This window comes from Pseudoalteromonas sp. S2721, assembly GCF_005887425.1.
Taxonomy (GTDB): Bacteria; Pseudomonadota; Gammaproteobacteria; order Enterobacterales; family Alteromonadaceae; genus Pseudoalteromonas; species Pseudoalteromonas simplex.
In genome coordinates this window covers 51979-65900 of the sequence record NZ_PNCZ01000075.1, presented here as the reverse complement: position 1 = coordinate 65900, position 13922 = coordinate 51979, and the positions used below count along the sequence as shown (strand labels likewise).

Annotated in this window: 14 protein-coding genes and 3 tRNA genes; 5 read left to right on the top strand and 12 right to left on the bottom strand. The window is 42.0% G+C overall.

Features of this window, described 5'->3' with window-relative positions; genetic code table 11:
- Nucleotides 1-34: 34 nt before the first annotated feature.
- The 3 genes from CWC02_RS19850 to CWC02_RS19840 form a co-directional block, all read right to left on the bottom strand.
- Nucleotides 35-110: transfer RNA gene (locus CWC02_RS19850), tRNA-His, on the bottom strand.
- A gap of 23 nt (nt 111-133) precedes the next feature.
- A tRNA-Arg gene (locus CWC02_RS19845) sits at nt 134-210 on the bottom strand.
- Nucleotides 211-260: 50 nt separating this feature from the next.
- Nucleotides 261-337, bottom strand: a tRNA-Pro gene (locus tag CWC02_RS19840).
- 342 nt (nt 338-679) lie between these two features.
- Here CWC02_RS19840 and folD point away from each other — a divergent pair.
- Nucleotides 680-1534, top strand: a complete 855-nt coding sequence (gene folD / locus CWC02_RS19835; protein ID WP_054553151.1) for a bifunctional methylenetetrahydrofolate dehydrogenase/methenyltetrahydrofolate cyclohydrolase FolD — start codon at nt 680-682, stop codon at nt 1532-1534.
- A gap of 50 nt (nt 1535-1584) precedes the next feature.
- Here the strand turns inward: folD and CWC02_RS19830 are convergent, their stop codons facing one another.
- The gene (locus tag CWC02_RS19830; RefSeq protein WP_138619871.1) at nt 1585-2469 is read right to left on the bottom strand and encodes a DMT family transporter; all 885 of its coding nucleotides are present in this window, start codon (nt 2467-2469) and stop codon (nt 1585-1587) included.
- Between the two features lie 137 nt (nt 2470-2606).
- The gene (gene cysS / locus CWC02_RS19825) at nt 2607-3986 is read right to left on the bottom strand and encodes a cysteine--tRNA ligase (RefSeq protein WP_054553153.1); all 1380 of its coding nucleotides are present in this window, start codon (nt 3984-3986) and stop codon (nt 2607-2609) included.
- A gap of 177 nt (nt 3987-4163) precedes the next feature.
- Here cysS and CWC02_RS19820 point away from each other — a divergent pair, with 177 nt between their 5' ends.
- The 3 genes from CWC02_RS19820 (at nt 4164) to CWC02_RS19810 (ending at nt 6288) form a co-directional block, all read left to right on the top strand.
- Nucleotides 4164-4655, top strand: a complete 492-nt coding sequence (locus CWC02_RS19820) for a peptidylprolyl isomerase (RefSeq protein ID WP_054553154.1) — start codon at nt 4164-4166, stop codon at nt 4653-4655.
- 55 nt (nt 4656-4710) lie between these two features.
- Nucleotides 4711-5445: a UDP-2,3-diacylglucosamine diphosphatase gene (locus CWC02_RS19815; protein ID WP_054553155.1), complete on the top strand. Its 735-nt coding sequence runs from the start codon at nt 4711-4713 to the stop codon at nt 5443-5445.
- A gap of 120 nt (nt 5446-5565) precedes the next feature.
- Nucleotides 5566-6288 carry a transporter substrate-binding domain-containing protein gene (locus CWC02_RS19810; protein WP_171043878.1) on the top strand — a complete coding sequence of 241 codons (723 nt, stop codon included), beginning with the start codon at nt 5566-5568 and terminating at the stop codon, nt 6286-6288.
- Nucleotides 6289-6360: 72 nt separating this feature from the next.
- Here the strand turns inward: CWC02_RS19810 and miaE are convergent, their stop codons facing one another.
- Entirely contained in the window at nt 6361-7119 is a 759-nt protein-coding gene (miaE, locus tag CWC02_RS19805) for a tRNA isopentenyl-2-thiomethyl-A-37 hydroxylase MiaE (protein WP_054553320.1), read from the bottom strand.
- A 230-nt stretch (nt 7120-7349) separates the two neighbouring features.
- Here miaE and CWC02_RS19800 point away from each other — a divergent pair, with 230 nt between their 5' ends.
- The gene (locus CWC02_RS19800; RefSeq protein ID WP_054553157.1) at nt 7350-7949 is read left to right on the top strand and encodes a Yip1 family protein; all 600 of its coding nucleotides are present in this window, start codon (nt 7350-7352) and stop codon (nt 7947-7949) included.
- 82 nt (nt 7950-8031) lie between these two features.
- Here CWC02_RS19800 and purF read toward each other — a convergent pair whose 3' ends face one another.
- The 6 genes from purF to truA all read right to left on the bottom strand — a co-directional run bounded on the left by purF (nt 8032) and on the right by truA (nt 13917).
- Nucleotides 8032-9558 (bottom strand): amidophosphoribosyltransferase, encoded by a 1527-nt coding sequence (gene purF / locus CWC02_RS19795; protein ID WP_054553158.1) that lies wholly within the window; start codon nt 9556-9558, stop codon nt 8032-8034.
- 18 nt (nt 9559-9576) lie between these two features.
- Nucleotides 9577-10071 (bottom strand): CvpA family protein, encoded by a 495-nt coding sequence (locus CWC02_RS19790; RefSeq protein WP_036969851.1) that lies wholly within the window; start codon nt 10069-10071, stop codon nt 9577-9579.
- 61 nt (nt 10072-10132) lie between these two features.
- A complete protein-coding gene (locus CWC02_RS19785; protein WP_138619869.1) occupies nt 10133-10786 on the bottom strand; it encodes an SPOR domain-containing protein in 654 nt (217 codons plus the stop codon).
- Between the two features lie 11 nt (nt 10787-10797).
- A complete protein-coding gene (gene folC / locus CWC02_RS19780; RefSeq protein ID WP_138619868.1) occupies nt 10798-12063 on the bottom strand; it encodes a bifunctional tetrahydrofolate synthase/dihydrofolate synthase in 1266 nt (421 codons plus the stop codon).
- Between the two features lie 25 nt (nt 12064-12088).
- The gene (gene accD / locus CWC02_RS19775; protein WP_054553161.1) at nt 12089-12964 is read right to left on the bottom strand and encodes an acetyl-CoA carboxylase, carboxyltransferase subunit beta; all 876 of its coding nucleotides are present in this window, start codon (nt 12962-12964) and stop codon (nt 12089-12091) included.
- A 158-nt stretch (nt 12965-13122) separates the two neighbouring features.
- Nucleotides 13123-13917, bottom strand: coding sequence for a tRNA pseudouridine(38-40) synthase TruA (truA, locus tag CWC02_RS19770; protein WP_138619867.1), 795 nt, complete (start codon nt 13915-13917; stop codon nt 13123-13125).
- Nucleotides 13918-13922: the final 5 nt, after the last annotated feature.

The following is a 13922-nucleotide window of genomic DNA, read 5'->3' as shown; positions in this document are numbered from 1 at the left end:
AAACTGCGCTAATCGCCGATATCTTAGAGTAAATTGGGGTGACTGATGGGGCTCGAACCCACGACAACCGGAATCACAATCCGGGGCTCTACCAACTGAGCTACAATCACCACGGCATTTACATATTTTCAAATGGCGCACCCGGAAGGATTCGAACCTTCGACCAACGCCTTAGAAGGGCGTTGCTCTATCCAGCTGAGCTACGGGCGCATCGAAAACTTCATAAGTTAGCCTGTAAGCGCCGCTTCTTAAAGAAGAAGTGGTCGGCGATGCAGGATTTGAACCTGCGACCCCTTGGACCCAAACCAAGTGCGCTACCAAACTGCGCTAATCGCCGATGCTTACTGTTGTTTGCGAGTGACCTCGTTAACAACGGGGTGCATAATAGTGATTTGACCGAGTCAGGTCAAACATTTTTTTAAGAAAATAATTCAATCGGTCACTTTTAGTTCATAATGGTTAAATATTGCAAATATAAGCTAAAATTTGAACTCTTTTTTATAAAGTAGCGCTTTATATAAGATTGCATCTTGGCGCTATGATGCTTTTCTGCGAAAATACGCAACATAAATAAATATGATCAAACAAACATGATTTGTGTATCCACGCCCCCTTTATTGGATAATCATATTTAGATGTATCAGTATCAAGTTAACTAACCCCCAATTAAAGGTCACCCATGACGGCAAACATCATCGATGGTAAGGCAATAGCTAAACAAGTACGCAGCAATGTAGCAGAGCGAGTTGCAGAGCGTGTAGCGAATGGATTACGCGCTCCAGGACTAGCAGTTGTGTTAGTTGGTCAAGATCCAGCTAGCCAAGTGTATGTTGGTTCTAAACGTAAAGCATGTGAAGAAGTCGGCTTTGTATCTAAGTCTTACGATTTACCTGGCGACACAACTGAGCAAGACTTACTTGCATTAATAGATCAACTAAACGAAGACAAAGAAGTAGACGGTATCTTAGTACAGTTACCTTTACCACAAGGTCTTGATGCTGAAAAAATTCTTGAACGCATCACACCACATAAAGATGTTGATGGTTTCCACCCTTATAACATTGGTCGTTTAGCTCAGCGTATGCCGGCACTTCGTCCTTGTACGCCGAAGGGGATTATCACCCTACTCGACTCTACCGGTGTTCGCTACAAAGGTATGCACGCAGTTGTTGTTGGTGCATCAAACATTGTTGGTCGTCCTATGTCACTTGAGCTTTTACTTGCAGGCTGTACAACAACGGTTTGTCATAAGTTTACTCAAGATTTAGAAACGCATGTTCGCCGCGCTGATTTGTTAGTTGTAGCGGTGGGTAAACCTGAGTTTATTCCGGGTGATTGGGTTAAAGAAGGTGCTATTGTAATCGATGTAGGTATTAACCGCCTTGAATCTGGCAAGCTTGTTGGTGATGTTGAATACGATATCGCTGAACAAAAAGCACATTTCATTACACCAGTACCAGGTGGTGTTGGTCCAATGACTGTGGCAAGCTTAATCGAAAACACCCTTGAAGCGTGTGAAAAGTACCACAGCTGAGAAGAGCTAAATTATTGCAAAAGGCTGCCAATTGGCAGCCTTTTTTGATTTTAAGTTTTTTGTAGTTTGAACAGCCTGAGCTTTAACATCTGGGGGAGCACTGAAAACACAATCATCATAAACATCAATAGGTATTGCCAGTCTTGATATTGTTCGTTTATGAGTAAAACAGCGCATACGATTCCCGCAATTGGGTTAGCTATCGTTCCGAATGAAAACTCAGCTACAGTCATGCGTCCTAATAACCAAACATACAGAATATAAGCGATGGCAGTATTGGGCACGATTAACCAAAATAATGCCGAATATTGCAGCGCTGAGATAGGCTCAAATACCACTTGGTATTGCTCTGGGTGAAGTAAACTGCCATCAATAAACGCAGCCAATAATAAAATAGTGCCGCCAATGATTAACTGCCAGGTAAGCACAACCCACCAATGAATATGCACCGACAAACTCTGTACTAAGGTGCTACCAATCACAATAGTCAGTAAGGCCCCAAATAAAGCGGCCACTCCCAATACATTTAATGCCACGTGTGCTGGATCAAACAACAGCCAAGCCAATACCACCAGCGCCATAGCGCAGAATGCTTGAATTTTTGCAGGTCGCTGCCCTTTAGTAAGCCAAACATATAACAAAGCTACAACCGGCACAGACACCATCCCTACCCCTGCAATGGCAGCAGGAAGGTTTACTGCCATGATAAAAATAAAGGCAAAAAACAACGCGATATTCACAGCACCTAGCGTTAACAAACTTGGCCACTGCGAACGGGTTGGCAAACTAGGTTTAAGTAATAAAAGTAACAACCCTGCAGGTAGTGCACGCAATGCGCCTAATAAAAGTGGCGGCCAATCAGGTGTGGCATATTTGGTCACGGCATAGGTGGTGCCCCATAAAAAGGCGGGGATCATGGCAAATAAAATATTCAATGTCTGTCCTTGTTAATACGAAGAGATGACAAGGTAAAACCTCAAGTAAAGTTGAGGTCAATAGCTGTATCGAGTTAAAAACAAAAAAGGTTGCCTCGTTGGCAACCTTTTTTAATGAGTTATCTTTCGATGGATACTTAGGCTTTACGCCACGTTGTTTTACCAGCAGAATCTTCGAGTACCACACCAAGTGCATTCAATGCATCGCGGGCTTCATCAGCTGCCGCCCAATCTTTGTTTGCGCGGGCTTCATTACGTTTTGCTATTAACGCTTCGATGTGTGCTACTTCATCATCAGCTTGGCCACCTTGTAAAAAGGCTTCTGGATCTTGTTGTGCTACCCCTAATACCTCTGCAACACTGCGTAGTACATAAGCGAGCTTACCAGCTTGCTCTGCATCACTGTCTTTAACACGGTTTAGCTCTTTTGCTAGTTCAAATAACACGGGTAGTGCTTCTGGTGTGTTGAAGTCATCATCCATCGCTTTTCTGAATTTAGCCACATATTCATTGCTAGCTAAATCGCATTCGATTGGCGTTACCCCGCGCAGTGCAGTGTAAATACGTTCAAGTGACGAACGTGCTTGCTCAAGGTTTTCTTGCGAATAGTTAAGCTGGCTACGGTAATGACCTGATATTAAGAAATAACGAACTGATTCAGCATCGTACTCTTTTAATACGTCACGTACGGTAAAGAAGTTGTTTAATGACTTAGACATCTTCTCTTTATTAACCTGTACCATCCCTGTGTGGATCCACGTATTCACGTACTTGCCGTTATTTGCACAGCATGACTGAGCAATTTCGTTTTCATGGTGCGGGAACTGTAAATCTGATCCACCACCGTGAATATCAAAATGTTCGCCTAAGTGCTTAGAGCTCATTGCTGAACATTCGATATGCCAACCAGGACGACCCTCACCCCATGGTGAAGACCATGACGGCTCTTCTGGCTTGGCTTTTTTCCAAAGCACGAAATCAAGTGGATCTTGCTTATCTTGTGCAACTTCAACACGTGAACCAGCCTGTAGCATGGTTAGGTCTTGTTGTGATAAAGCACCGTATTGCTCAAAAGTTGATACGTCAAACAATACATCACCATCTGCAGCAACATACGCATGGCCTTTGGCAATTAGACGCTCAACCATCGCGATGATTTCATCCATATGGTTTGTTACTGTAGGCTCAACATCTGGACGCAGCATATTTAAGCTGTCGAAATCTTCATGCATGGCTTTAGTCATACGAGTCGTTAAGTCATTAATTGACTCACCATTTTCGTTAGCACGCTTAATGATTTTGTCATCAACATCTGTGATGTTACGAACATATTTTAAATCGTAACCGATGTGGCGTAGGTAACGCACAATCACGTCAAAACCAACGAAAGTACGAGCATGACCGATGTGACAGTAATCATAAATGGTGATACCACACACGTACATGTCGATTTTGCCATCAACAAGGGGTTTAAACTGCTCTTTTTGTCGCGTAAGTGTGTTGTAAATTTGTACCATTTATAAAATATCCTTAACGGTGTTTCGAGATTCTCTATGGTAACACTTGCAAAGCCGCTGCTCTAGCGCTTTATCAATTGAATAAGCAGTTTGTTAATCGTTTTAAACAAGCTCTTTGTTAATCAAACACAACTACTATAAAATAGCCCCATTATTAAACCTGATATAGGAAACCTCATGGTTGTACTACACACAAACTTTGGTGACATCACTATCAAGATGCACGAAAGCGATGCACCAAACACAGTTAAAAACTTCTTAGAGTATGCCAGCGCTGGCTTTTACAACGGTACTATCTTCCACCGTGTAATCGATGGTTTTATGGTACAAGGCGGTGGTTTTGAGCCGGGTATGGTTCAAAAAGAAGTAAACAACCCTATCGAAAATGAAGCAAACAACGGCCTTGCAAATAAAGTGGGCACATTAGCAATGGCACGTACGCCGGATCCACATTCAGCGACTGCGCAGTTCTTCATTAACGTTAACGACAATGACTTCTTAAACTTCAGCAGTGAAACATCACAAGGCTGGGGCTACTGCGTGTTCGCAGAAGTTGTTGAAGGTATGGACGTGGTAAACAAAATCAAAGGTGTTGCTACTGGCAGCGCTGGTTTCCACCAAGACGTACCTCTTGAAGATGTCATCATCGAAAAAGTAACGGTTAGCTAATTTAATCGTTTAGTCTTTTTAAGCGGGCCTGTTGCCCGCTTTTTTGCGAGTAACCATGAAACAAAGTTATTTTATTGCCGACCTCCATTTAACAGAAAACCGCCCAGACATCACCGCGGCATTTTTTGATTTTCTTGATAACAAGATTATTAATGATGACGTTGATGCGCTGTATATTTTGGGTGATTTTTTTGAAGTATGGGTCGGTGATGACTATCAAACTGACCTTTCAAAGAGTGTTGCCGCACGTTTAAGCCAAGTCAGTGAAAGTGGTACTGAGGTGTTTTTTATCCATGGTAATCGCGATTTCATTATGCGAGAAGACTATGCAAAAAGCGCGAGTATGACGTTATTGCCTGAGCAAGTTGTTATTGATTTATACGGTACTCCAACCGTTATCTTGCACGGTGATGAAATGTGCACTCAAGATATTGAATATCAGAAGTTTCGTAAAAAAAGCCGTGGTTGGTGGTGGCCAAAATTAATGCTTGCTATGCCGCTTTGGTATCGTAAGAAAATTGCCCGCAACGCCCGCGAAAAATCAAAACAAAGCCAAGCTGGCAAAGCGTTAGAGATTTTAGATGTAACTGAAGATGCAGTACTAGCCATGTTTGAAAAGCATCAGGTTGCTAATATGATCCACGGTCATACCCACCGCCCCAATGTGCATCACTATAATATAAATGGTAAAACGCTAACCCGCACTGTACTGGGTGACTGGTATGAACAAGGTTCATACTTAAGAGCTACTCCTGAAAAACAAAAACTAGTCCATACGCCCTTTAAATAAGCGTATTTTTAACTATGCTGTAAACAGTAATGTTAAATACCTTCTCTGTTTATGAACCGATTAAGCCTTTTCTGTTGCTGTTTACTGTTCAGCTTTTCAGTCCACTGCCAAACTTGGCAATTGGTCACTGAACCATTCCCACCCTATTTTATTGGTGAACAACACAAGCCTGGCTGGCTTCATGAAGTGATCATCGCAGCACTGAAAACACAAAATCAAAAAGCCTCTATAGAATATACTCAATGGGCTCGAGCATTAAAACTGGCAAAACGACATAGACGTGTGGCAGTACTCGGAGCTTATTATACTGAGTTAAGAACGCGAAGCTTTATTTATTCACAACCTCTTGCGACAGCTCACACAGTACTTTTTAAACGCGCAGGCAGCGAGATAACTTTTACTGGCTCACTATATTCACTAAAACCCTATACGATTAGTAAAGGAGAAGACTATGCAGTTAGCCCAGAGTTTGAACAACACCCAGAGCTTACTGTAACAACCACTGATAGCTTAATTGATAGCTTATTACTACTAAAACATGGCCGCGTTGATTTAGTTGCAGGCACAAAAGAAGTCGCTTTGTATTGGCTCAGCAACAGCGAGCGGTTACAACAAGCAAAGCAAGTAGAAGTTGAATATATTACCCCGACTTTAGCTACGCAAAATTTACACGTGATCAGCGACAAACATCATCCCCAAGCAAAGCAATTTCAACGTAGCTTACATTTAGGTCTAAAAGCGATTGTTGCTTCAGGTGAACTAGAAGAAATTCTTCAAAGCTATGAGTTTACTGACGAGCAAACTCGTCAATTAACTCAATTATTAAGCAGAAACCTGCGCTAGTTGCGGTAATAAGAATTCAAATTTTAAGGAACTGAGCTTACTTGTAATACATAGGTACTCAAAAAAGCTTACCTAAGCTGGCACACCACTATGAAATTTAAAGTCTTCGTCAGGAGTTGATATAAGCTCAGCTTCAAGCTGACCAAAAAATTCAACACGCTCAGTGATATCAAACTCACTGATTTCTTGTGCAAGAGATAAATAGTCTTGGTAATGACGCGCTTCAGAGCGCAGTAGTGAAATATAAAAGTCACCTAAGCGCTTATCAACATGCGGGGCTAATTTAGCAAAACGCTCGCATGAGCGGGCTTCGATGTAAGCACCGATAATTAATTTATCTACCAAAGCATCAGGCTCGTAAGTTTTTACATGGCGCAGCATTCCTTTGGCATAACGACATGGGGTAATGCTTTTATATTCAATGCCGTATTCATCCATGATCTCAAGCACTTGATAAAAGTGATGGAGCTCTTCTTTAATAAGCATCACCATTTTATCGATAAGGTCTTGCCCATAAGGTGAGTTAGATTTTGGGATCATTGATTTAGTCAACTTGTTTTTATCTGCAAGCTCTCGCCAATCACCTTCACGCTTATAAACAAGCGTTTCAAAGGGTTTTAACCACTCAAGCAACGCATCACTACTTTCTTTATCAACTGCATACTTACGAATTAAAAACATCGCAGACTGAGCTGCTTTTAATTCACAAATTAGGTGATCAATTAAAACCACATCTAAGTTTTCTTTTTTGGTTGCCGCAGCAATCCACTCATCAGGCGTTTCGCACTTTAAAAAAGAATGAATGGGCGCTAATAAATCAGAATAAGGCACTGAATAACTTCTCATCAAAAATCTTAATTCGATTTTATCACATAAATTAGCCCGCATTCCATGACCCACATCAGTGCAAAGTAATTTTCTATATGCACTAAAGAGTTACATTTAATCGGCTATATCGATTATTTCAGCTTCTTGACAAGATTTAATTACTGAACCATAACTTAATCAAAGCTGTACAAAAATAAAGCAGCTCATATTCCTTTTTTACAGGGGCAATAATTATGATTCTAAACCACTTATGGGGCTTATACGCTCACCCACTCGAAGAATGGCAGACAATTGATAACCGTCACGAAAGCTTGCGCTATAGCTTATCGCACATTTTATTAATTGCTTGTATCCCTTCACTCATGGGCTACTATTCATCAGTTTATTTGGGCTGGAGTATTGGCGCAGGTGAAGCAGTATATCTAACCCATGATAGTGCATTACTTATCGCGGTTGCGATGTACTTTGCACTAATTGCGGGCGTGTTTGCACTTGCATACTTAGCTCATTGGATGGCAGTGACCTTTGGTGCAAAACCCACCTTTACACAAACCCTAGAACTTGCTGCGTATACAGCCACGCCAGTATTTATGTCTTCATTTGCGGCATTCTTACCTGAGCTATGGTTTGTGGTGTGTGTAGGTCTTGTAGCACTGGCCTACTCAGTTTACTTGCTCTATACAGGAGTGCCAATTTTAATGCATATTCCTGAAGAGCGAGGTTTTATCTATGCCAGTTCAGTAGTCACCTGTGGGCTGATCTTACTGGTAATTATTTTGGCTGCCACAGCTATTTTATGGACTAACGGAATTGTCCACCCTATGTTTACTTAAGTTCATTGTTATTTTCCTTTCTTTCCATAAACAAAAAAGGAGCTGTAAAGCTCCTTTTTTATACCAGTCAAATCAAGGCTGATTAATCAGCGCTGTTTTCTTCTTGGTTATGTAACTCTAAACTTGCTGACATCGCATTTTCACGAGTTGATTTCGCTGAATCATTACGTAAACGGTCAATGTGGTTTAGGTAATCTTGGTCGATATCACCTGTGATGTATTGACCATCAAATACTGATGTTTCAAAACGGGTGATTTCTGGGTTTTCTTGGCTTACTGCTGAGATTAAATCATCTAGCGATTGATAGATAAGACCATCTGCACCAATACTGGCGTTGATATCTTCAACTTCACGGCCATGAGCAATTAGCTCAGCTGCCGATGGCATGTCAATACCGTAAACGTTCGGGAAACGAATCTCTGGCGCTGCTGATGCGAAGTAAACGTTCTTGGCACCTGACTCTCGGGCCATTTCAACGATTTGCGCTGACGTTGTACCACGAACAATTGAGTCATCAACAAGTAATACGTTTTTACCTTTGAACTCACGGTCAATGGCATTCAGTTTTTGACGAACTGACTTCTTACGCATTTCTTGGCCTGGCATGATAAACGTACGGCCAATGTAGCGGTTTTTAACAAAACCTTGGCGGTATGGCAGGTTAAGGGCTGATGCAATCTCAAGTGCTACGTCACATGATGTTTCTGGAATTGGAATAACCACGTCGATGTCTTTGTCAGCCCATTCACGTGCGATTTTCTCACCTAACTTAGTACCCATGTTTACACGTGTTGCATAAACAGACATACGGTCAATTGTTGAATCTGGGCGTGCAAAGTAAACAAACTCAAAGATACACGGCGAGTAAGTTGCTTTTTCAGCACACGCTTGTGAGAAAAGTTGACCATCTTCAGTTACGTAAATTGCTTCACCTGGTGCAACGTCACGAACAAACTCAAAGCCATCTGTTTTTAAAGCAACGCTTTCTGATGCAAACATGTACTCAGTACCATTTGCAGTTTCACGCTTACCAAATACTAATGGGCGAATACCGTTCGGATCACGAAACGCAACAATACCGTGACCGATGATCATTGCAATCGTTGCATAACCACCGGTTACTTTATTATTCACTTCAGTAATCGCAGTGAAGATATCTTCAGCATCAAGTTTTAGCTTATTAGATTTGCTTAACTCATGTGCCACGATGTTAAGTAAAATTTCAGAGTCAGATGTTGTATTAACATGACGGCGAGCTTCTGAAAATAATTGCTGCTTTAATGCTTCTGCGTTCGTTAAGTTACCATTGTGCGCAAGTGCGATACCAAATGGCGAGTTAACATAGAAAGGTTGCGCTTCAGACGAGCTAGAAGAACCAGCTGTCGGGTAGCGAACATGGCCAATACCAATTGTACCTTGCAGACGTTTCATATGACGGGTATGAAAAACATCTTTTACAAGGCCATTGGCTTTACGTAAGCTAAACGTGTTGTTTTCAATGGTAATGATGCCAGCTGCATCTTGACCGCGGTGTTGCAAAACAGTTAAGCCGTCATATAACGCCTGATTAACAGGAGAAGTTCCGACTATGCCAACGATACCACACATTAAATTTATCCTCGCCGATTAACGGTTTACAGAATTTAAAAAGCTCGAGTTGTTTTCGAGGTACGAGAAGAACCACTCAACAACAAAGCCAAATTCTGGAATCAAAATAGAGTTGCCCCACCAATGCGTATTAGGTGCACCGGTAAAAGCATCAAGAAAGAAGAGTAACGCGCTTACGACCAACACGCCACGAAGAGCACCAAACACTATGCCGAAAACACGGTCTGTGCCAGATAAACCAGTACGTTGTACAAGTTCACCTAAAATATAGTTTAGTAACCCACCCAACAGGAGTGTCGCAAAGAATAATATGGCTATTGCGGCTGCATTTCTTAAAAGGGGTTCTGAAATACTTGTTAGGAAGGATGCTAAATATTGGTAAAACAAACTAGAGATGATAAATGCGCCAGCCCATACAGCTAATGACATTGCTTCTTTTACAAAGCCACGTATTAAGCCGATGATAGTGGATAGTGCAATAATGCCAAGTATGGCGTAATCAACCCAGATCATAAGAACCAACTAGTCGTTAATTTGGGGCGCATTCTATAAGAGGTATACTCAAAATGCCAGATCATTTTGTAATTTCAAACTGAGTAACTTTGCCGTTTAACTTGGTTAACTGCTTTAACTCAGTAAGCTTACTTTCTAACTCTTTCTTGCTAAGTGAAGGACCTACAAAGACTTTTGTCAGTGTGCCGTTCGGGGTTTTGATTGGACGCGTAAAGGTTTTGAAACCATTCGCTTTTAATTTTTCTTGCAGTGATTTCACATTAGGTGCGTGAGAAAAACTACCCAGTTGAATAACATAAGCCATTTGTGTGAGGTTTTCTTCTGGCTTACGGGTTGGCTCAGGGGTTTTAGCGACTGGCTTGGCAGGCTCTTGCACTGCAACTTTTGGCTCAGCTTTGTTAATTACCGGCTCATCGATAGAAGCTTCAACCATTTGCGGCGCAGTATCAATTTGCTGGGTTTCATTTGCGACAAGATCAGCGTCGTTTGCTTGCGTATCTTCAACCGGAATTTGCGAAGGTTGCTCGGCAGAGGCGACTTTATTATCAATCACCTCTTGCAAGTCTATCGTAGTGAACTCAGGGCGTTCAGGAATGGCTTTAAAGCCTTCTTTATAATGAACCTTCTCACCATCCAAAATGTTTGGAATGAAGACAATAGCCGCCACAACCACAATCGTGGTGCCTACTAAGCGATTAATAAACCCTGCGTTCACCGATTTCCTCTCTATTTTTTAAAGTAATTGATGGCTGCAGCCACAGTTATAAACGAGCCGAACACAATCACTAACGTGTTTTCATCAACATTTGGTAATAACGTATCTAGCGCAGTTTCAACACTCTCATAGTGCGTACTAGGCGCTGTTGATGTGGTTTCGGCTAGTGCTTTAGCAAGATTCTCAACTTTGTCGCCACGGAAACAATCTAAGCTTGCTAACGACCACTGGTCAACAACATTTGCCACGGCTGACATAGCAGCCACCTTATCTTTATCTGCAAGCATAGCGACTAATGCATGAATTTTAAACCCTTGATCTTTATACACGCTTAATTTGCGTGCCAAATATCGAGCTGACTCAGGGTTATGCGCAACATCGGTAAAAATAAGCGGCTGCTCACTTAACTGCTGAAAGCGCCCTTCTACAGTCAGATTCGCTAAGCAATCACGCACTTGTTGCTCGCTTGGTAGTAGCTCAAGCTTTGCAAGTAAGGTCAACGCGGTTGCTGCATTTTGACATGGGATAGCAGGCTTAGCTAAGCGCCAATCGTTACCTTGGTACCGCCAGTTAAAGCCTTCACTGCCTTCTGTGAATATGAAGTCACGGCCTGATAACACCATATCAGCGTTAATTTCATTACCATAATCAGTCACTGTATGCGGAATCGCTAAATCGCCAACAATAGCCGGTGTATTGGTACGGAAAATACCGGCTTTATCGTAACCAACAAGTTCTCGAGTATCGCCTAGGTATTCTTTATGGTCTAAATCTATGGTGGTGATCACACAAGCATGTGGGTTCACTATATTAGTCGCATCAAAACGGCCACCCAGCCCCACTTCTAGCAGCACATAATCAACGGCGTGACGTTTGAAAATAGCCAGTGCGCCTAAAGTACCGTACTCAAAATAAGTAAGCTGCGTGTCACCACGGCCTTTTTCAAGCATATCGAAAGCATCAACGTGGAATTGATCGTCAAGCTCTTGGCCATTAATACGTACGCGCTCGTTATAACGAATAAGATGCGGCGAAGCATAAGTACCCACACTGTAACCCTGTGCAAGTAATAAACTTTCTAGGCAACGGGCTGTAGTCCCTTTACCGTTGGTGCCTGCAATGAGGATTATTTTGCTTGATGTATCGAGTAAGCCGACTTGGTTTGCCACGCGTTCTACGCGCTCTAAACCCATTTCGATATTAGCAGGATGGACACTTTCTAAATAACAAAGCCAATCATCAAGGCTTGATGATTGGCTAGGAAGGATTTCTGTCATAGCGTTTAATCAGTTAAGCTGAAATTTACGCTACTCTATGCTCTTGTTCAGTAGAAGGCAAGTTCATAAATTTCGCTAAGATACGTGCAAGGGTGTCACGCATTTCACGACGGTCTACAATCATGTCGATTGCACCATGCTCTAGCAAGAATTCACTGCGTTGGAAACCTTCAGGAAGCGTTTCACGTACTGTTTGCTCAATTACGCGAGGACCCGCAAAACCGATAAGCGCTTTAGGTTCAGCAACGTTTACATCACCAAGCATTGCCAGTGATGCAGATACACCACCCATTGTTGGATCAGTTAATACTGAAATAAACGGTAAGCCTTTTTCGCTCATTTTTGCAAGTGCAGCACTTGTTTTAGCCATTTGCATTAACGACATAAGTGCTTCTTGCATACGTGCGCCGCCTGATGCAGAGAAACAAATAAGTGGCATGTTGTGCTCTAAGCATTGATCTACAGCTTCAACAAAACGAGCACCTACTACTGACGCCATTGAACCACCCATAAACGAGAACTCAAAAGCAACAGCAGCAACAGGAATACCTTTTAGGCGGCCTTTCATTGCTACAAGTGCGTCTTTTTCGCCGCTTGCTTTTTGTGCTTGGGTAATACGGTCAGAATATTTTTTAGAATCTTTAAACTTTAATACGTCTTTTGGTTCGTGCTCTGCACCAATTTCTTGGCGATCAGCATCATCTAAAAAGTTTTCAAGACGTTTACGGCCACTTAAACGCATGTGGTGATCACACTTAGGACACACGTTGAGTGCTTTTTCTAATTCTGCTTTATATAAAATTGAATCACAGTCTGTACACTTAGCCCAAACCCCTTCTGGGATTTCTTTACGACCTGATGATTTAGTCGTTTTAGGTAAGATTTTTTCTAACCAACTCATTTGCAACTCTCTTAATGCTGTTCTGTGTCGCAGTCTGTTTAATTGGAAACACTCGCTTGTGTTTCTGATAACAAATAAACAGACAGATTTTTTCAATTAAAACATGAATTACCCGCAGACGATATAAAAAACTGGTCTTAGTAGTAGTCCACTAAAGTCTAACCGTCTGAATCAGGTAAAAACAAAGGCCCTAATGGTGTTTTAGGAATGCCAAAATGTTCAGGGTAATCCACGTCAACTAAGTAAAGGCCAGCGGCTTTTGCTGTTGCACTTGCCTTAGCGCGCTCTTTTAAATCAAGTAATTCTTTTAACCACACAGGTTCATGCTTATGTAAACCTATGTCCATCAAACACCCGGTAATGTTTCGTACCATGTGATGTAAAAACGCATTGGCTTTGATATCAATGATCACATAATCACCTTGGCGTTTTACTGATAAATGGTGAATAGTACGATTTGCTGTATTTGCTTGGCAGTGTAGTGCTCTAAACGAAGTAAAGTCATGCTCACCTATTAAATACTGACAGGCTTCTTGCATTTTAGTTTCGTCTAATGGGTGATGAAAATGGGTCACCCCTTCACTCATGATAGCGCCGCGATAGGTGTAATTATAAATCACATAGCGATAACGACGCGCTGTGGCACTAAAACGAGCGTGAAAGTCTTCGCTTACAGGCTTGGCAAAGCGAATAGCAATATCTTTTGGCAGTAAGGTATTCATACCCATCGTAAACGCGACCATTTCACGCTCAGCGTGAGTATCAAAATGGATCACCTGCCCAGTGCCATGTACACCCGCATCGGTGCGGCCTGCACAAACAATTTCGACTGGATGATTACAAATACGCGACAACGCCGTTTCTACTTCTTGTTGTACGCTATTGACGTGTGATTGACGTTGCCAACCACTGTAACGCGCGCCGTTGTACTCTACTCCAAGTGCTACTCGCATAATGC